Source organism: Pimelobacter sp. 30-1 (assembly GCF_018831735.1).
Taxonomy (GTDB): Bacteria; Actinomycetota; Actinomycetes; order Propionibacteriales; family Nocardioidaceae; genus Nocardioides.
Window position 1 is genome coordinate 152,296 of the sequence record NZ_NHTS01000002.1, and the last position, 19,556, is coordinate 171,851.

15 protein-coding genes are annotated in these 19,556 nt (G+C 71.0%); 11 read left to right on the plus strand and 4 right to left on the minus strand.

From position 1 onward, the window contains the following. The first annotated feature begins 2 nt into the window (after positions 1 to 2). From CCO04_RS05170 to CCO04_RS05205, 8 genes are all read left to right on the plus strand, one after another. Entirely contained in the window at positions 3 to 1,556 is a 1,554-nt protein-coding gene (locus tag CCO04_RS05170; protein WP_215813050.1) for a hydantoinase/oxoprolinase N-terminal domain-containing protein, read from the plus strand. Next, entirely contained in the window at positions 1,553 to 1,957 is a 405-nt protein-coding gene (locus CCO04_RS05175; protein WP_215813051.1) for a nuclear transport factor 2 family protein, read from the plus strand. The genes CCO04_RS05170 and CCO04_RS05175 overlap by 4 nt, the downstream gene beginning before the upstream one ends. Then, complete coding sequence (locus tag CCO04_RS05180) at positions 1,954 to 2,961, plus strand: dipeptidase (protein ID WP_215813052.1); 1,008 nt, start codon at positions 1,954 to 1,956, stop codon at positions 2,959 to 2,961. Before CCO04_RS05175 ends, CCO04_RS05180 begins: the two co-directional genes overlap by 4 nt. A 191-nt stretch (positions 2,962 to 3,152) precedes the next feature. Continuing rightward, complete coding sequence (locus CCO04_RS05185; RefSeq protein WP_215813053.1) at positions 3,153 to 4,160, plus strand: sugar ABC transporter substrate-binding protein; 1,008 nt, start codon at positions 3,153 to 3,155, stop codon at positions 4,158 to 4,160. 6 nt (positions 4,161 to 4,166) lie between these two features. Next, positions 4,167 to 5,705 (plus strand): sugar ABC transporter ATP-binding protein, encoded by a 1,539-nt coding sequence (locus tag CCO04_RS05190; RefSeq protein WP_215813054.1) that lies wholly within the window; start codon positions 4,167 to 4,169, stop codon positions 5,703 to 5,705. After that, complete coding sequence (locus CCO04_RS05195) at positions 5,695 to 6,681, plus strand: ABC transporter permease (protein WP_215813055.1); 987 nt, start codon at positions 5,695 to 5,697, stop codon at positions 6,679 to 6,681. The genes CCO04_RS05190 and CCO04_RS05195 overlap by 11 nt, the downstream gene beginning before the upstream one ends. Before the next feature lie 57 nt (positions 6,682 to 6,738). Then, the gene (locus CCO04_RS05200; protein ID WP_215813056.1) at positions 6,739 to 7,509 is read left to right on the plus strand and encodes an aspartate/glutamate racemase family protein; all 771 of its coding nucleotides are present in this window, start codon (positions 6,739 to 6,741) and stop codon (positions 7,507 to 7,509) included. After that, the gene (locus tag CCO04_RS05205) at positions 7,506 to 8,495 is read left to right on the plus strand and encodes a zinc-dependent alcohol dehydrogenase family protein (protein WP_215813057.1); all 990 of its coding nucleotides are present in this window, start codon (positions 7,506 to 7,508) and stop codon (positions 8,493 to 8,495) included. The genes CCO04_RS05200 and CCO04_RS05205 overlap by 4 nt, the downstream gene beginning before the upstream one ends. A gap of 19 nt (positions 8,496 to 8,514) precedes the next feature. Here CCO04_RS05205 and CCO04_RS05210 read toward each other — a convergent pair whose 3' ends face one another. The 3 genes from CCO04_RS05210 to CCO04_RS05220 form a co-directional block, all read right to left on the minus strand. Next, a complete protein-coding gene (locus CCO04_RS05210; RefSeq protein WP_215813058.1) occupies positions 8,515 to 9,576 on the minus strand; it encodes a DUF917 domain-containing protein in 1,062 nt (353 codons plus the stop codon). Positions 9,577 to 9,623: 47 nt separating this feature from the next. Next, positions 9,624 to 10,355: a 4-hydroxy-tetrahydrodipicolinate reductase gene (locus CCO04_RS05215; protein WP_215813059.1), complete on the minus strand. Its 732-nt coding sequence runs from the start codon at positions 10,353 to 10,355 to the stop codon at positions 9,624 to 9,626. 171 nt (positions 10,356 to 10,526) lie between these two features. Further along, on the minus strand, positions 10,527 to 12,104 hold the full coding sequence (locus tag CCO04_RS05220) for a CdaR family transcriptional regulator (RefSeq protein ID WP_215813060.1): 1,578 nt from the start codon (positions 12,102 to 12,104) through the stop codon (positions 10,527 to 10,529). A 217-nt stretch (positions 12,105 to 12,321) separates the two neighbouring features. On the opposite strand from CCO04_RS05220, the gene CCO04_RS05225 reads away from it, so the two are divergent. The 3 genes from CCO04_RS05225 (at position 12,322) to CCO04_RS05235 (ending at position 18,417) form a co-directional block, all read left to right on the plus strand. Then, positions 12,322 to 16,533, plus strand: coding sequence for an SdrD B-like domain-containing protein (locus tag CCO04_RS05225; RefSeq protein ID WP_215813061.1), 4,212 nt, complete (start codon positions 12,322 to 12,324; stop codon positions 16,531 to 16,533). Between the two features lie 131 nt (positions 16,534 to 16,664). After that, positions 16,665 to 17,726, plus strand: coding sequence for a DUF6801 domain-containing protein (locus CCO04_RS05230; RefSeq protein WP_308281134.1), 1,062 nt, complete (start codon positions 16,665 to 16,667; stop codon positions 17,724 to 17,726). 67 nt (positions 17,727 to 17,793) lie between these two features. Next, positions 17,794 to 18,417, plus strand: coding sequence for a class F sortase (locus tag CCO04_RS05235; RefSeq protein ID WP_215813063.1), 624 nt, complete (start codon positions 17,794 to 17,796; stop codon positions 18,415 to 18,417). Here CCO04_RS05235 and CCO04_RS05240 read toward each other — a convergent pair. Beyond that, the coding region (locus CCO04_RS05240) for a collagen binding domain-containing protein (RefSeq protein WP_215813064.1) at positions 18,414 to 19,556 on the minus strand (1,143 nt) is incomplete at its 5' end. The genes CCO04_RS05235 and CCO04_RS05240 overlap by 4 nt on opposite strands.

Sequence of the window (19,556 nt, forward strand, 5' to 3'; positions counted from 1 at the left end):
CCATGTCGCTCAAGATCGGAATCGACGTCGGCGGCACCAACACCGACGCTGTCGTGGTGGACGCGGACGGCAAGGTCGTCGCGGCCACCAAGTCCGCCACCACTCCTGACCCGTTCGACGGGATCAAGGAGTCGCTGTCGAAGGTGATCGCCGACGTCGACCGCACGCAGATCACCCAGGCGATGCTCGGTACGACGCACCCGGCCAACGCCATCATCCAGCGCCGCGACCTCCAGCGGGTCGGCGTGCTGCGGCTGGCGGCGCCCGCCTCGCTGGGCGTGCGTCCCGGTGTCTCCTGGCCGAAGGACCTCCTCGAGACCATCATGGGACCGGCCGAGATCGTCGGCGGCGGCAACGAGTTCGACGGCTCCGAGATCGCTCCGCTCGACGAGGACGCCGTACGGCGCTTCGCCGGTCAGTGCGCGGGCGGCCAGGTCGCCGCGGTCGCCGTGTCGGCACCGTTCTCGCCGGCGAGCAACGACCACGAGCTGCGCGCTGCCCAGATCCTCGCCGAGGAGCTGGGCCCGGACTTCGCGGTCTCGCTCAGCCACCAGGTCGGCGCGCTCGGCCTGCTGGAGCGCGAGAACGCGACGATCCTGAACTCCTCGCTCCTCGGCGTCGCGCGCAATGTCGTCGCCGGCTTCCACGCCGCGCTGCTCCAGAACGGCCTCGACATCGACTCCTTCCTCACCCAGAACGACGGGACCTTGATGACCGCGGAGGCTGCGGCGCAGTTCCCGGTCCTCACCCTGGGCTCGGGGCCGACGAACTCCATGCGCGGGGCCTGCTCCCTGGCGGGGCTCTCCGATGCGCTCGTGGTCGACGTGGGCGGCACCTCCGCCGACGTGGGCATCCTGGTCGACGGGTTCCCGCGGGAGTCGACCGCTGCCATCGAGGTCGGTGGCGTCCGCACGAACTTCCGCATGCCCGACCTCATCTCGATCGGCCTCGGCGGCGGCACCGTCGTCCGTGGCGAGGGGACCGACGTGGTGGTCGGTCCCGACTCCGTCGGCTACGGCGTCGTGACCGAGGCCCTGGTCCGCGGTGGGCGTACGGTGACGCTCTCCGACATCTCGACCCGCGCGGGCCGGCTGACCGGCTTCGGTGACGCCGACCTGGCCGGGTCCGTCTCCGAGGCCACGGTCAAGAGCACGCTGGCCTGGGTCGACGAGCAGATCCGCATCATGGCCGACCGGATGAAGGCGAGCCGGCACGCGCTTCCGCTGATCGCGGTCGGCGGCGGCTCGCACCTGGTGCCCGACGTGGTGCCGGGTGTCACCGAGGTGGTCCGTCCCGAGAACCACGCGGTCGCGAACGCCTACGGCGCGGCGATCGCCGAGGCCTCGGGTGCGATCGACCGGGTCTTCCGCTACGAGGACCGCGGCCGCGAGGCGTGCCTGGAGGAGGCGCGTTCCCTCGCCATCGACGCGGCCACCCGCTCGGGTGCGGACCCGCGGAAGGTGCGCATCACCGCCGTCCAGGAGGTCCCGCTGTCGTACGTGCCCGGTCAGGCCTGCCGGGTGCAGGTCAAGGCCGCCGGCCCGCTGATCGCATGAGCGCGCCGACGGAGGGCGCGGCGACCTGGCTGGCGTACAACGCGGCCGAGAACGCTCGCGACTACGTGGCCATGGCGGCGCTGATCGCCGAGGACCTCACCGTCCAGGTCAACGGGGTCCGGGCCGTCGGCTCGGCCGAGGACGACCTGCGCGCGATGGAGCACCTGATCGGCGTCTACCCGGACTACCGGCGTGAGGTCGACGAGATCATCGGCGCCGGTGACCGGGTCGTCGCTCGGTGGCGCATGCGGGGCACCTCCGCCGATTCGGCCGTCGAGCCCCTCGACGTCCCGGGCTGCTCGGTCGTCACCGTGCGCGGAGGCCGGATGACCGAGGCCTTCCTGTACTACCAGGGCGCGGCCCTCGACCGGGTGCTCCAGACGGCGGGGGAGCGGTCATGAGCGCCGTCCGCCACCCGATCGCCGACTGCCACAACGACCTGCTGATGTCGGTGCGGCACCAGCGCGAGCGTGGCCAGGCCGACCCGTTCGGCGACTTCTGGCTCCCGCAGCTGCGGGCGGGCGGGGTCGCGCTCCAGGTGCTCCCCGTCTGCACCGAGGAGCAGTTCGTCGGCGAGGGCGCGCTGCGCCGTGCGCTGCTGATGATCGAGGAGGCGCGTCACCTGGCCGAGGTGCACGCCGACGAGGTGACCATCGTGACGAACGGCCGTGAGATCCGTGAGGCCGAGGAGGACGGCAGGATCGCGCTGCTGCTGGCCATCGAGGGCGCCGAGCCGATCGGGCACTCGCTCGAGCTGATCGACGTGATGTGGCGCGAGGGCGTGCGGATGTGCTCGCTCTCGTGGAACCGCCGCACGATGATGGCTGACGGCGTGGGCGAGCAGGACACCGGAGGCCGGCTCACCCAGCTCGGCGTCGACGCCGTGCGCCGGATGGAGGACGTGGGCATGCTGGTCGACGTCTCCCACCTGTCGGAGGCGGGCTTCTTCCACCTGCTCGACGTGGCGAGCAAGCCGTTCATCGCGTCGCACTCCTCGTGCCGGGCGCTCGCCGACCATCCGCGCAACCTCAGCGACGAGCAGCTCCGCGCCGTCAGGGCAGCCGACGGGTTCGTCGCCATCAACGCCTTCGGGCCGTTCCTGACCGACGGCGAGCCGACCGTGGAGCGGTTCCTCGACCACGTCGAGCACGCGATCGGCGTCCTGGGGCCCGAGCGCGTCGGGCTCGGCACCGACTTCATCGACGACGTGGTCGAGGTCGTCGATCCGGTGTTCACCGGCCTGCTCGTGGACTGGACCCAGATCCCGCAGACGGTGGGGCTCCAGCGTCCGTCCGACTTCCCGGGCCTGGCCGAGGCCGGCGAGCGCCGGTTCGGGCCGGACCTGGCGCGGTCGGTGCTGAGCCGGAACCTCACCGACTTCCTCGTCAAGACGCTGGGGGACTGACACCAGCACGGCGACAACGGACCGGCCGCCATCACGTCGATGGCGGCCGGTCCGTTGCCGTTTTCTGTCTCGAGTGCGCGCCGCAGCAGTGCCCGGCACGCGGGTGTGCATTCTGCACCTGTCGTCGCTCCGGAGCCGCTCCTACTGTCGGGCAACCCTCGCAGGAGGCGAGGAGATCGATAGGAGCAGACATGAGGATCCGAGCTCGCGCCGTCGCCGGCATCTCCGCCGCGTCCCTCGCGCTGGCGATGGCGAGCGGCTGTGCCGTCAGCGGGAAGTCTGACTCGGGGGACGGACCGGTCAAGATCGCCTACCTCACGGCGAGCGCCGCGAACACCTGGTTGACCGCCTCGGGCAAGGCGATGCAGGAGGACGCGAAGAAGAACAACGTCGAGATCACCACCTTCGACGCCAAGTTCACGCCGGGGGCCGCGGCCAAGCAGGTCCAGGACGTCATCTCGTCCGGTCAGTACAAGGGCATCATCATCGCGACCGTCGACGGCGCCGGGGTCATCCCCGCGCTGCAGAAGGCCATCAAGGCGGGGCTGAAGGTCGTCGTGCTCAACCAGATCATCGGTACCGAGCTCGACACCGCCGACCCGCAGGTCCCGGGCGTCTCGGCGTCCGTGCTGGCGCCGCCGACCGCGACCGGTGAGCGGGTCGGCAAGCTGACCGTCGACGCCTGCGCCGACCTCGACCCCTGCCGGGTGGTTTTCATGTACGGCCAGAAGGGCACCCCGTTCGACACCGCGCTGCGGAGCACCTTCGACGAGCAGATCGGAGCGCACCCGAGCATCACCGTCATCGCCGAGGGCCAGGGCGGCTTCCTGGGCACCGACGAGCCGAAGAAGGCGACCCAGGACATCCTCCAGGCCCACCCGGCCTTCGACGTCCTCGTCGGCACGGGCGACCAGCAGATCCGCGGCGCCCACCTCGCGCTCAAGGCCGCCGGCAAGACCGACGTCAAGCTCATCGGCGTCGGCGGCTCGGAGCCGGCGATCGCGGGGCTCAAGGACGGCACCTGGTGGGGCGACGTCGCCGGTGCGCCCGAGACGGAGGGCCACCAGGCCTTCGAGGCGATGATGAACGCCCTCGACGGCACCGACGACGGGGGGATCGACGTGACCACGTCCCTGGTCGACGACGGCCTGATCACCCAGGCCAATGTCGACGAGTTCACCCCCCAGTGGGCGGGCTGACCCGCGATGCCTGCGCCGACCATCAGCGTCCGTGGCGTCGGGAAGTCCTTCGAGGGCAACGCGGCCCTGGTCGACGTCGACCTCGACGTCCGGCCCGGGACGATCCACGCCCTCGTCGGTGAGAACGGCGCGGGCAAGTCGACGCTGGGCAAGATCCTCGCGGGGGTGCACCAGGCCGACACCGGCGTCGTCCGGCTCGACGGCACCAGCGTCGACCCCGCCTCCCCGCGGGAGGCGCTGGCCCTGGGCATCACGATCGTCGCCCAGGAGATCGCGTTGGTCGGCACCCGGTCGGTGATCGAGAACGTCTTCCTCGGCTCCGAGGTCACCACCGGCCCGTTCGTCCGTACGGCGGCCCTCCGGCGCCGCTTCGAGGCACTCGTCGCGGAGACCGGCATCGACGTCGACGGCGACGCCACGGTGGACCAGCTGACCATCGCCGACCAGCAGAAGGTCGAGATCCTCCGGGCCCTCGCCCGCCGGGCCGACGTGATCGTCATGGACGAGCCGACCGCACGCCTCGCCACCCACGAGGCCGAGGCCCTGATGCGGATCTTCGACGGGCTGCGCCGCGCGGGCACGACGATCGTGTTCGTATCGCACTTCCTCGAGGAGGTGCTCGGCATCAGCGACCAGGTGACCGTGCTGCGCGACGGCCGGGTCGTCGCGGACGGAGCCGCGTCGTCCTTCACGCCGGCGAGCCTGATCGCGGCGATGGTCGGCCGCACCCTCGACGCGGCCTTCCCGCCCAAGCGGATCGTCCCGGAGGCCCGGACGGCGGCCGACGAGGTCCCGGCGCCGGCGCTGAAGGTCACCGGCCTGACCCGCAGCGGTGTCTTCGAGGACGTCGGCTTCGAGGTCCGGCCCGGTGAGATCGTGGTCATCACCGGGCTGGTCGGCTCGGGCCGGACCGAGGTGCTGCGGGCGATCTACGGCCTCGACACGCCGACCGCCGGCACCGTGGAGGTCGACGGGAAGGTCAGCCGCACGGGCAGTCCCCGCGCGTCCATCGCGGGGGGAGTCGCGCTGATCCCCGAGTCGCGCAAGACGGAGGGCCTCTTCCTCGACTTCCCGCTCGTCGCCAACGTCTCCCTGCCGCACCTGCGCCGCTTCACCCGGGCCGGTCTGGTGCGGGCGAAGCAGGTCGTCCGGGCCGCGGCCGGCGCGATGGAGGACGTGGGGGTCAAGACGCCTTCCCCCGAGGCGCCGGCCAGCCTGCTGTCGGGCGGCAACCAGCAGAAGGTGCTGTTCGCCCGGGCCCTGCTCGGGAAGCCGCGCCTGCTGATCGCGGACGAGCCGACCCGCGGTGTCGACGTCGCCGCCAAGCGGCAGATCTACGACCTCATCGCCGCGGAGGCGGCCCGGGGGAGCGCGGTCCTGCTGGTCTCCTCCGAGATGGAGGAGGTCATCGGCCTCGCCCACCGCGTCATCGTCATGCGCCAGGGCCGCGTCCTCGGCGAGCTCACCGGCGACGACATCAACGAGAGCAGCATCGCCCACCTCGCCTTCGGGCAGACAACCAAAGGACATCACTATGTCGACTGACAGCGCCACGCAGTCACCACCGGTCGCCCGCCCGCAGGCGAAGGCGCTGGCCGACCGGGCCACGCGCTTCGGGATCCTGTGGGCGGTCGGGCTCCTGTTCGTCGTCCTGGCGCTCACCACGCCGGGCTTCCTGACCTCGATGAACCTGGTGAACCTGCTGGACCAGCAGGCGCCCATCCTGATCGTGGCAGCCCCGCTCACCCTGATCCTGATCGCCGGCCAGTTCGACGTGAGCCTCTCGGCGGTCTACATCACCGCGCCCCTGGTCGGGCTCCAGGTCGAGAGCCAGACCCACTCGATCCTGCTGGCGGTCCTCGCCGGGGTGCTGGCCGGCGTGGTCGCGGGCGGGTTCAACGCCTTCCTGATCGTGGTGTGCCGGGTGAACTCCTTCATCAGCACGCTCGCGTCGTCGTACATCATCGCGGGGCTCGGCTACCTCGTGAGCAACCAGGCGATCCTGACGCCGTCGGACCCCGGCTTCATCGACTTCTCCGGCACCAAGGTCCTCGGCCTGACCACGGCCAGCTGGATGGCGCTGCTCGTGACCGCGCTGTTCTGGATCCTGCTGCAGACCACCCGCTACGGCCGACACGTCTACGCGACGGGCGCGAACACCGAGGCCGCGCGCCTCTCGGGCGTGCGGACCGGAGTCATCGTCGCGTCGACCTTCGTCCTCACCGCGGCCGCCGCGGCCTTCGCGGGGATGGTCAACGCCTCGCAGAGCATGAGTGCCCAGGCGACCGACGACTTCAGCTTCGTCTTCGGCGCGCTCGCCGCGGTCGTGGTCGGCGGTACGTCGATCGCGGGCGGCGCGGGCGCCGTCTGGCGCAGCGCCGCCGGTGCGTTGTTCATCGCGATGATGAACAACGGCTTCAACCTCAACGGCGTCGACCCCATCTACCAGCGCATCATCCTGGGCGCCGTCATCCTGCTGGCCGTCGGCATCGATGCCTCGTCGCGCGCCCGCCGGCGCTGACCCTCCCGTCGCACCCGGACATCCCCTGCACCACCTGACCCAAGAGGAGTAGAGCGAATGAGTCGAATTCTCTGGCTGAACCCGGCCATGACCCCGGCGTACGACGTGGCGATCGGCGAGTCCCTGCGCGCCGAGGCCCGTCCCGACACCCGCCTCGACGTCGCGTCGCTGGCGGGCCGCGGACCCGTGCACCTGGAGTACAACGCCTTCGAGCTGTGCGTCGCGGAGCCCTCGATCCGGGCGATCGTCTGGGCCGAGCAGCAGGGCTACGACGCTGCGGTGATCGGGTGCTTCTACGACCCCTTCGTCCGCGCGGCCAAGGAGGTCACGAACCGGATGCCGGTGACCGCGCCCGCCGAGGCCTGCATCCGCCTCGCCCAGTCGGTGGGTGAGCGCTTCTCGATCCTCGTCGGGCGGCGCAAGTGGATCCCCGAGATGGAGGAGAACGTCCACCGGTACGGCGCGGAGCGCAACCTCGCGTCGTTCCGCGAGCTGGGCCTGGGCGTCACCGAGTTCCAGGTCGACCCCGAGGTCACCGAGAAGCGGATCCGCGAGGAGGCGATCGCCGCCGTCGAGCAGGACGGGGCCGACGTCGTCGTGCTCGGCTGCACCATCGAGTTCGGCTTCTACCGCAGGCTGCAGGCCGAGGTCGGCGTCCCGATCATCGACGCGACCGTGGCCCCGCTGCGGTACGCCGAGATGCTCGCCGATGCGGCGAAGGTGCAGGGCTGGACGGTGTCGTCGCGCCTCGGCTACCAGAGCCCCGGACCGGACGAGCCGTTCACGATCGAGCCCCTCGCGCCCGTGCTCACGGAGGACCCGCGATGACCCACCAGGCGATCTTCTTCGAGCGCTTCGGCGGCCCCGAGGTGCTCCAGTCCGGCGCGTTCGAGGACCGCCCGCTCGGCCCGCGCGACGTCCGGCTCGACGTGGCGGCGTTCGCGCTCAACCGGGCGGACCTGATGTACCTGCACGGCGAGCACTACACGATCCCGGAGTTCCCCGCGCGGATCGGCTCGGAGGCGAGCGGCATCGTCACCGAGGTGGGCGCCGACGTGTCCGAGCTCGCGGTCGGTGACCGCGTGGCGACCATCCCCTTCTTCACCCAGGACGGCGTGCAGGGCACCAGCGCGGTGTTCCCGGCCGACTACGTGGTGCCCGTGCCCGGCGACCTGGACGACGTGCACGCCTGCGCGGTCTGGATGCAGTACCTCACGCCGTACATGGCGTTCAAGGAGGTGCGCGACCTCGGCCGGGGCGATGTCGTCCTGGTGACCGCGGCGGCGAGCTCGGCCGGCCTGGGTGCCCTCCAGCTGTGCCGCGAGCTGGAGATCGCCACCGTCGCCACGACCCGCTCAGCGGCGAAGGCGGACCTGCTGCGCGCGTCGGGGGCGACCGCCGTGGTGGTGGGCGACGACGACCTCTCGGCGGCGATCGCCGAGGTCAGCGGGGGGAGAGGCATCGACGCCGCCTTCGACCCGATCGCGGGCGACTCCCTGAGCCGGTACGTCGACGACCTCGCGCCCGGCGCGACCGTGTTCGGCTACGGGACGCTCAGCGACGAGCAGCCGGTGATCCCGGTGGCGGCGATGTGCCGGGCCGGCGCGGTCTTCCACCCGTACTCGCTGTTCAACCACATCGGCATCCCCGACCAGCGCCGGCGCGGCGTCGAGCTGATCAGCAAGGCGGTCGCCGGCGGATCGCTGCGGCCGCGGGTCGACCGGGTCTTCGGCTTCGCCGACGCACTCGACGCCTACCGCTACATGGAGTCGAACGCCCAGGCCGGCAAGATCGTGGTCACCACCGGCGCCTGAACGCCGGCCGCGGGGCGGCTCAGCGCGGGACGTAGGGGACGTCGTACCCGAAGGCCCGGGGGCCGACGAGGTCGAGATAGCCCGCCCGCCGCCACTCGGGGGCGGCGGGCAGGGCGAACAGGTCGATGCGCTCGCCGTACGCGAGGTCGTGCGTCGCGACCGGCGTCGCGTGGTCGTGGTCGACGGCGCAGAGCAGGTCGGGCGGCGTCAGGAGCGGACGGCCGTCCTCGATCGCGATGAGGAGCTCGTTCTGGACCTCGACCCGCATCGTGCGGTCCGGCTCCACGAGGTGCTCGATGACGACGGTCCCGCGGGCGAACCGGTCGGTCGTGCGCCAGTCGATGTCGACGACCTTGCCGGCGAACAGCAGCTGGGCGCCGGAGTACTCGGCGAACCGGGCCCAGGCGTCCTCCCGCGACTCCATGACCGCGCGCCAGCGCCGGCCGAGCTCGCAGCAGTAGGCGATCGACCCCTGGATGGCGGCCGCACCGACCTGGCGTGCCGTCATCGCGTAGCAGGAGATCGCGTTCGAGATCCCCATCAGCATGATCGTGCCGCGGGCCAGGCGCTCGGTGAGCTCGTTGTCGGCGCTGCGGATGATGATCGCGTTGCCGTGCTCGTCGGCCACGCTGAGCGGGGCGGCGGGGATGCCGTGCAGCCCGAAGGTGGTCATCTCCAGCTGGGGAAGGGCCCGCCGCATGCCGTCGGCGTCGACGACGGGGAGCCCCAGCTCGGCCGCCACGACGAAAGGGAGCAGGGTGTTGTGGCCGCCGACCTCGAGCGGCATCACGGCCGCGGGCTCGACCCGGAGGAAGTGGGCGAGCTCGGTGACCGCGGCGACGTACTCGGTGCTGGTGGGGAGCTTCTCGGCGAAGACCGTCGGGGCGCCCATGTTGGCCACGGGCAGCACGTAGGCCTCGGGATCGAGGTCCTCGGCACGGACGATCCGGACCGGGCCGCGTTGCTCGATCGTGTGCTGCAGCATGAGGGACGCGACGCGGACGTCGCCTCCGCCGCCGGCGCCCAGCAGGGTCGCGCCCAGCGCCAGGTCACCGATGTCCGCGCTCGTCAGCTCGTGCATGATCCTCGTCATCGGCACCCCCGGGGGGAGCGTACCGGCGACCCTTCCTAGGCGCGGCCCGAAAGCTCGGAGACGACGCCGAGGTCCACCAGCTCGGCGAGCCCGACCGACAGCCCGGGCCGGTGCGGCAGGGCATCGAGCGCGAGCCGGATCCCCGGCGCGTAGGCCTGCGACGAGTAGGTCTCGTGGCTGATCGTCAGGACCTCCTCGGTCCCGCTGAAGATCGCCTGCTGGACGCCGTGGACGCCGCCGAGGCGCAGGCTGTGGACCTGGACGCCGCCGACATGCACCCCGCGCGCCGGCTGATCGGCGTGAGCGGGCTCGGCTCGGGACGTGCGTGCGCCGCTGATCAGGTGGGCGGTGTGGATCGCCGTACCGGAGGGCGAGTCGGGCTTGCTCCGCGGGTGGATCTCGACCAGCTCGACGTCCGGGAGGACCGTGGCCGCCACCCGGGACAGGACGCTGCCCACCACGGACCCGATCGAGAAGTTGGGGACGACGGCGACCGTGCCGCGGCCCTGGTCGGCGATGCGCCGGCGCAGGTCGTCGATCAGGGGCGCCGTCCAGCCGGACGTGCCGACGAGCACCGGGAGGTCCTCCTCCAGGCAGCGGTCGACGACCCGGCGACTCACGTCGAGGAGGGTGACGTCGACGACCAGGTCCACGCCCCGGAGCGCGTCGAGCGAGGACCGGGAGTCGAGCCCGGCCACGATCTCGTACGCCGGGTCGAGCGCCACGATCTCCTGGACCAGGCGGCCCATCGCTCCGGTCGCTCCCACGAGCGCGAGGGCACGCGGCATCTCGATCGGTCCCTTTCGTCGGGTACGGCTGGCGACCCGACTCCACCACCGCGGCGGGGCGTCCGTCTGTGGTCGTCGTTCACACGGGCGAGCCCGCGGGGTGGGCGACCTGCCCCTTGCCGGCTCGCCGTTCCCCGTCGTACCTCTCGGTCAGTGGCGCAGGTTGACCACGCGACAGGCGAGCTGGACGGCGAGCCGCTGGTCCGGCTCGTCGAGGTCGACGGACATGGCCGAGCGGATGCGGGCGACGCGCTTGATCACGGTGTTGCGGTGGACGCCGAGGATCGCCGCGGTCACGGTCGGCGACGACTCGTTGTCGAGGAAGACCTCGAGCGTCCGGATCAGGTCCTCGTCGCGATCGATCGACTGCACCGGGTGCAGCAGGGTGCGCGCGAACTCGCCGAAGTCGTCGGAGGTGTACCAGCCGAAGAGGATCCGCTGCACCCCGAACTCGTCGATGTGCTGCAGCCCCACCCGGGTACCGCCGGCCGCGACGAGCGTGGCCGCCTGCCGGGCCTCGTCGAGGCTCCGCTTCAGCCCGGCGACGCCGGGATAGGGCCGGCCGATGCCCGCATGGAGGCGGAGCGTGGCGTGCCCGTTCCCGAACTCGCGCAGGGCGCCGCGCAGCCGCTGGACGGTGGCCGTCTGGACGGCGGCGGTGGGCTCGGTCGGCGTCGTGAGCCACGTCGTCCACCCGTCGGGGCGCTCGATGACGGGCCCGGTCAGGTCGAGCCGGTCCAGCTCCTGGAAGAGCTCGTCGGTGAGCGCGAGGACCCGCGCGGACTCCGACGCCCCGACCCGGATGTGCACGGCGCTGCACCAGCCCTCCGTCGCCCAACCGAGGGTGGCCAGCTGCTGGACCAGCGCAGGCTCGGGGTGGTCGCTCGACGCCATGACCGCGTTGAGGACGCCGAGCCGGAAGCGTGCGTCGCGCTCCAGCTCTAGCCGGTGCGAGACGAGGCGCATCGCCACGTGCTGGCTGGCCACGTGCGCGAGCATCCCCGCCGCACCGGTCCACACCGTCGTCGGCGCCGCGGTCTCGACGACCAGCCAGAACGACGGTGCCTCGCCGCTGGCGAGCGTGATCGGATGGACCAGCCGGTACCGATCGTGGTGGTGCCGCCCCATCGGGACCGGCAGCCGGTCCCGGTCCTCGACCGGGGTCGCCAGCGGCGCTCCCGCGACGAGACTGCCCTCGGCCCCGATCAGCGTCGCATCGGCCCCGAGCGTCTCACCGAGGGCTTCGAGGAGCCCGGGGAGCCCCTGGGCCGGTGAGACCCGGGAGAGCCGGTGGACACCGTCGATGACGAGCGCGGACATCACCCGGTCCGGGGCGTGCACGATCTCCCGCAGCCCGTCGGCGAGCTGCAGCAGGTCGCCGTCCACGGTGAGCAGCGGGACCCCGAGCTTGTCGGCCAGGCGGCAGCTGGCCAGGCTGATGGCGTTCCGCGCGGACACCACGACCAACGCGCCGCCCTGCAGGTCGTGCATCCAGCGCAGGGTGAAGTCGACCAGGTAGGTGTCGCGGGCGAGCTGCTCGCCGTCCATGAGCACCACGGCGCCGGCGAAGTCGTCGCCGCCGTCACGGGTCGAGGGCGCCAGGCGCACCGACGTCACCTGGTTGCCCTGCCCGTCGATACCACCGACCAGCTCGGCACCGCGGAGCGGGGGCGCTGCCGCCAGCTGCTGAACCGTGACTGGACCGTGCTCGGCCGCGGCGCCTCCCATCGTCCGAGTGTAGGGACAACGCCGCCGCGGTGGATGCGCGTTCTGCAGCGCGAGAGGGCGGATCGGTGTGCGGATCGCCCGTACTGATCTGCCCACGAATGACTGATCGCGGAATGCGGCGGCGTAAGCGACTCGCCTCATCCCGGTCCCCATCTTCGGATCCACCGCGCCAAACCGCTGGCGTTGGCCATGGCTGAACGAAGGACTAGGGAATCCCATGAGAATGTCTGTCTTCACGTGTGCTCTGCGTGACGTCCTGGTCCGCGCGCGGCGCGCGGCGAAGCGGACCTGGCCGGTCGGCCTCGTCTTGGTGCTGGCGCTCGGAGCAATGAGCGCGGTGGTCGCGCCGGCCGTCGCAGGCCCACCTTCGGGGACGGTCAACAATCCCGTCATCAAGACGCTGTTCGACGGTACGGCGACGCCGAACTCCGTCGATGACGGTTCCAGCAACAACGTGGTGGCGGTCAACGACCGGGTCGGCTTCGAGTGGGCGATCACCGCCAACGACCTGAAGGACGGCATCCTCTCGCAGACGATCCCGGCGTGCTGGACCTGGGACGCGGGCACCTTCGGCACGTTGGACACCGACAACTCGTACTACTCCAGCACCTACGAGATCGTGACCAACCCGGATGGCACCAAGACGCTCACAGCGAGGGTCTCGACGAAGGACGCCTCCGCCACCGGCATCAGCTTCCGGACGTTGACCGCGACCGTGAACGGCAGCTGTGCCAACGGCAGCACCTACACCCCGACGCTGACCGTCACCGACGCGGCCGGGTCCCGCGGTGTGACCGCGCCCGCGATCACGGTGCGCTCCGAGGACCGCAGTGATCTCCTGAAGACCGCCTCCTCGAACGGTGCGGCGGGCAAGCACGACTTCGGTGCCGGTGAGGTCGACGCCTTCTCCTCCGTGTTCTGGGTGAACATCAAGCAGCCGGAGAACCGGGTGGGCGCGGCGGACACGAAGCTCACGCTGCCCATCTCGTTCGAGGACGTACTGGCGCCGACACCTTCGGGAGTCACGCTCGACACCGAGGTGTCGGGGCCCAACCTGCCGGCGGGCGACACCGTCAGTGTCAGCGGTTCGACGGTCACGATCAGTGGGCCCACACCTCTGTCGCTGGCGGAGGTCTGGGGTTACGGGATCCTGGTGAAGGTCTGGATTCCTGCCTCGGAGGTGCCCAACAACGGCGAGCGGCCCCTCTATCTCCGCAACCAGGTCAGCGCTGTCGGCGACTGGGGAATCGGCGCGAACGACGTCAACCCGAACAACAACGTGGCGACCACCAGCTACGTGAAGCCGACGACGGGTGGTGGTGGCGGCGGCCTGCCGATCGCGAGGGAGAAGGAGATCTGGGTTGCCCAGGATCCGGACCACCCGGTCTACGGCATCGATCCGGCGTCGAACCCATCGGCCTACCAGAACGTCAGCCTGAGCTATGTCGCTCCCCACTCGGTCGTGGTGAGCCGGATGTTCTTCCACGGCACGACGCACGAAGACGGCACGGGTACGGGAAGCACCGACCTGGTGGCCTACGACTTCTGGGACCCGGCCAAGCAGCGGCTGATCTCGGACCACGGCTACTACGTCGGAGGGGCCTACGACGGGAGTGCGCCGGGGCCCACTGAGCTCCCGCCGTCGAGCTACCGGGTGCAGTACACCGACGGAGCGAGCACCAGCTCCCCGGGAACCGCGAACACCTGGTACGACACCGTCGCTGACGCAGGTGGACCCGCGGCGGTTCGCGGCATCCGGATCGCCTACACCGGTGGGCCGGTCTACGGCGAAGGTGCTACCGGGAGCGACCTGTGGTTCGAGGTCGCGCTGCCGTTCCGCATCGTCGCCGGGACGGGCGAGGCCGTGCCGGACACCGCGCAGTGGACCTCGAAGGAAGCCAGTACGGGCGTGAGCCAGGTGGTGTACGTCGCCCCCTACCTGCTCCAGATCTACAAGTCCACGAACAAGAACGCGTACCTCTCGGGCGACACGATCGCCTACACGATCACGCCCTACATGTTCTCGGTCCCCGGCGGTCCCGAGAGCGTGACGGTGAACCCGTTGAAGGTCGTCGACACGCTCCCTGCGGAGATCATCTCGATCGACACCTCAGGGCTCGATCCGGCGTGGACCGTCAGTCAGACCACGGTCAACGGCAGGATCGTGGCGACCTTCACGCACGTGGGTCCGGTCACCTCGGATGATGAGCTCCCGCCGATCACCTACACCGCGCAGACGAGCATCGTGGCGCCGTCCAACGGGGCTCTGACGAACTCTGCGCAGCTGGTGGTGAACGGCATCGACGGGCCGACGGCCACGCGTACCGTGGCGGTCCAGCAGGCGAACGTGACGACGAAGCAGAAGGTCAGCACGGTCGGGCCGGACATCGAGGTGGGCGACGACGTCGTCTCCTGGAAGAGCACCTGGATCAACTACCAGAACACGAGCCAGGGGCGGAGCAGCTTCGTGGACGTGCTGCCCTACAACGGTGACCCCCGGGGTACGGCGTTCCACGGTACTGCCCAGTTGCGGAGTGCGACGTTGGGTGGGGCTGCAGCCGGTGATGGCATGTTGTACTACACGACTGATGCGCCGGGCACGGTCTCGGCGGCACCGGCGGCGAGTACGACGTGGGTCGACGCGGCGGGTGTGGATCTGTCGACCGTCTCCGGCATCACTGCACTCCTGGTCGAGATCGACGAGTTCGCGGCGGGCGATGCCGGTGTCGGATCGCTCGCGGTGGAGCTCGAGGTGGACGGTCAGCGGATCGGTGACTCGTACGCGAACACCGTGACGGGCAAGACGCTCGACTTCACCTTCGGCGACGGTCGCCCGGCGGTGGTCGACGTAGTGGGAAGCTCGCTGTCGGGGCGCGTGTGGAACGACCTGGACGCCGACGGCACCGTGAACGGTGCCGAGGGTGGGATCGGCGGGGTCGACGTGGCGCTCTACGACGCCGACGACGTCCAGGTCGACACGACCGTCACGGCTGCTGATGGCACGTACACGTTCGACCAGCTGCACTCCGGCGGCTATCACGTCGTGGTCGACCAGCCCAGTGTGAGCACCGCCCTCGGCGGCGGCTCGGTCCAGACCTACGACCGGACGCCGCCGCTGGACAACGACTCCGGCCTCGTCGCCGTGGCCAGGAAGGACCAGGTCGGTGGGGTGCGGTTCGGCTATCGGGCAGTTCGAGCCGAGCTCTCGTTGGTGAAGAAGACCAACGGCACCCACTACCCGGCGGCGCCGGGCGCGGCCGTCGCGGTCGGCTCGGCGGTGACCTGGACCTACGAGGTCACCAACGACGGCAACAGCCCGCTCACCGAGGTCGTGGTGAAGGACCGGGGTTCCGACGGCACTACGCCCGCACCGGCGTGCCAGACCCCGGACGGTGGGCTCCTCCCGGGGCGCACGATGACCTGCACGGCGGGTGCCTCGGCCATCGCCGGGCAGTACTCCAACACCGCCCAGGCGACCGGGAAGCCGGTCGACGACCACGGTGCGCCCGTGGTCGGCCTGACGTCGGTGACCAGCAATGAGGACACGTCGTACTACTTCGGCAAGACGACCGGTCTGACCCTGGTCAAGAAGACCAACGGCCGGGCCTACACCGCTACGCCCGACGACTTCGGCGCTGTCGGCGCCCTGGTCGGCGCCGGTTCGCCCGTGACCTGGACCTACGAGGTGACCAACAACGGCAATGCGCCGGTGACGGGCCTGGAGGTCACTGACGCCGGGTCGGACGAGACCGCGCCGGAGGTCACGTGCCCCGAGCGGATCGCGGCCGGCGCCACCGTGGAGTGCACGGCGTCGGGGACGGCGATCAAGGGTCAGTACGAGAACACGGCCTCGGCCACGGCCACCGATCTCGGTGGTGAGCCGGTGACCTCGAACCGTGCGACGTCGTGGTACTTCGGCGTCACGGCCGGCCTTGAGCTGGTCAAGCTGGTCAACGACACCCACCAGGTCAAGGCGCCCGGACTGAAGGTCACCACCGGTTCGAAGGTCTCGTGGACCTATGAGGTGACCAACACCGGCAACTACCCCGTCGGCGACGTGAGCGTCGCGGACGACGGGACCGATGGCACGGTGGCGGTCCGGTGCCCGCAGACGCCCGAAGGCGGCCTGCGGCCGGGAGACACGCTCTCCTGCACCGCACGGACGACCGCGATCGAGGGCCGGTACGAGAACACCGCGACCGCGACCTCCGCGGACCCGGCTGACGGCGTCGCGGCCGGTGAGGCCACGGATCAGTCCTGGTATCACGGTGTGGGTGACGGGCCGGGCACCGTCGGGGGCAAGACCGAAGGCGGTGGATGGCTCCCCAACACCGGTGGCCCGGCGCTGTGGGCGCTCCTCGTAGGCCTCCTGTGCTTCGCCGCCGGCACCGGCCTGGTCGTCGCGCGACGGCGTACGGATCGCCGCTGACCATCCATGCTGCACCGGGGGCGCCGGCGGAGGTGACGTAAGCGCCCCCGGTGGGTGGTGTCACCTCAAGAGCAAGCCGGTGGCCAGGCGCCGCGTCTCGGGCGGGACGATACGAGGGAGAGTTGCTTCAGATGAGCAGGTACTTGGGCAGGGCCGTGCGGACGGCCGTCGCGGGGGTCGCAGCGCTGGCCGTGGCAGGAACGACGGCCGTCGTAGCGACGCCGAGCGCGTCGGCACGTGCGTTCACGGAGTCGTTCTCGGTCTTCTGCACGGTGGCGGAGGTCAACTCGGGCAACCCCTTCGAGGTGGCGGTCGACGCAACGATCACGCTGCCGGACGCGATCTACGCGGGGGACCGGGTCACTCCCGGCGTCGCGCTCGTCCTGACGCTTCCGCCGGTGGTGTCCCAGCGGATCAAGAGCGCGGGCTACGACACGCTCACGGGAACCGTCGATGCGACGATCGATCGGGTCCAGGGGGCGGATTCCGACCCGATGACGGCCGCCGGTTTCGAGCTGCCGGCCACACCTGTGCCGGACCCCGCGACGCCGGTACTCCTGAGGCTCCGTGCCACCCCGGTGTTTCCCTCGGTCGTGCTGGACCGCGCGGGCACCGTGTCCGTGCGGATGACGGGCGACTTCGTGACCGTGAACGACGTGGTCGTGTCCAACGCGGGAGGCGAGCGGTACGAGCTCTCCTCGTTCAACTGCTCCACGGAGGAGTCGTTCGAGGTCGCCTCGATCGAGGTGCGTGACAAGGTCCCGTCGAAGGCGTCGCTGGCGATGTCGACCGTCGTCTCGGATCGTTCCGTATCGGTCGGCGACCGGCTGTTCGACAGGGTGAAGGTCACCGGGGTCCCCCAGGGGGATGAGGTCACGGTGCGTTGGGCGCTCTACGGCCCGGTGAAGCCCAAGAACGGCTCCTGCCGTGGGCTCAGCTGGAGCAAGGCCAAGATCGTCGGCCGCGGTGCCATCAGGGTCCCCGAGGACGGCGTCTACCGGACGCCGAGGTCGAAGAGGCTCACGAAGGTCGGCTGCTACTCCTACGGCGGTTCGATCGCCGAGGACCGGCTGCACAAGGCCGTCACCCACGCGCCCGGAAAGCGCTCGCAGACCGCGATGGTCACGTCCCCGACGCGGCCGACCATCCCGACCGGGACGAGCGGCTTCGCCCGGCGCGGACTGAGTTCCTGACCAGCGACCTGCGCCTGCCTCGATGATGCGCCCGGACTGCAGGAGACGACGCAGGTGCGCTGTCGTCGTGGTGGCCGTGAGCCTGGCCGGGATCCTGCTCCCGCCAGCCGCCACGGCCGCCACGGCCCGGGCCGGCGCAGGTCCGGCGGTCACCGTCCTCGCTCGGGCGCCGCTGGGCTCCTCGAAGCTCGTCCTCCCAGGTTCCCGGGGCCGCGAGATCCCGGTGCGCGTCGTCGGCAGCTCCGGCGGGGCGATCGCCGTGCCCCAGAACGCCGGGGTGGTCGGCTGGTGGCGCGGCTCGGTCCCCTTCGCGGCGTCCCGCGGCTCGAGCATCCTCGTCGGGCACGTGAGCGACGAGGCTGATGCTCCCGGCGCCCTCGGCGGCCTGCGCCGCTTGCGCAGGGGAGACCGGATCACCTGGTCGTCCGGTTCGGTGCAGAAGATCTTTCGCGTCACGCGCAAGCAGTACACCGCCCGGTCGGGAAGCCTTCCGGAGCGGATCTGGTCGAAGAGCGGCAGGCGGGTGCTCAACCTCGTCACGTGTGCACGGCGAGTCACGTACCCCGGCGGTGGCTACCACTACACCGCCAACCTGACCGTCACGGCAAGGCTCGTGGCGATCCGTCTCGCCAGCCCGGGCACGGCGCACCACGTCGATCGTCGTGCTGCCCCGGCCGGCACCCATCGTTAGGAAGGATCGCGGCGCACGCGGCTGCGAACGGCCAGGAGCCAGCCGCCGAGGAGGAGCATTCCCAGCGCGGCGAGCGACAGCGGCACCGCGACGGCCGGCGAGCCGGTGTCGGGAAGGGCGCCGGAGGACCCGCCGCCCTTCTCCTCGTCGACGCCGCCGGTCTCGCCCGGGACCTGCTTGTTCCTCACCTCGATGGTGAGCGTGGTGCCGAGGTCGGCCAGCGTGATCGTGACCGGGTGGGACACGTCCTTGGGCAGCAGGTATCCCCGAGGCGCGCTCAGCTCGACCGCGACGTAGGTGCCACGGCCGAGGCCGCTCCACCGGACCTCACCGCGGGCGTCGGTCGTCCGCGACGACCCGACCGCGGGCTCGTCGGCCGTGTGCTCCCCGTCGCCGTTCGGATCGACGTACAGAGCGAAGACGGCGCCGGGCAGTCGAGCGGACGTTCCGGAGTCGCGCTTGAGGAGGAGGAGCTCCGCGAGCTTGCGGGTGTCGGTGAAGGCCGGCACCGTGACCGGCGTCGTGTCGTCCGCGCTCACCGTGAAGGCGACCGGGTTCGGGTTGTCGATCTGGTAGCCCTGGGGTGCCTGGGTCTCGGTGACGGTCCAGGTGCCGGGGATCAGGCCGCGCACCTCGACCCGGCCCGCGGTCGGGTCGACGTCGGGGGCCTGGTTGTCGGTGACGACGATCGCCGGGGCGGCACCGCCGGAGCCGCCGGGGCCGGTGGTCTTGTCGAAGCGGAAGGTCGCACCGCCCAGGAGCGCGTTGCCGTCGGCGTCACGCTTCTCGACGATCGCGCCGCCCTGGGCGTTGGTGTAGGTGCAGTGCACGTCGCCGCCGACGGCGCCGACGTCGAAGCGGGCGTTGTCCTTGTCGATCCGCACGCCGCTGGTGTCACCGGTGCAGGCGAGGTCGGTCAGTGCCCAGCCGGTGCTGGCGCGCTCGGTGAAGCTCGCGTCACCGGCGATCTCGTAGGTCTTGGTGTCGCGGTCGCCCAGCGTCGAGGTCGCGGGCAGGTTGCCGTCGATCGTCGGGCCGGTCTGGTCGAAGGTGAACCTGTCGGCCGCGCCCTGCGGGCGGGTCCGCTTCTCGATGGTGACCTGGCGGACCGGGTCGAGGGTGCCGTAGACGCAGCCGGT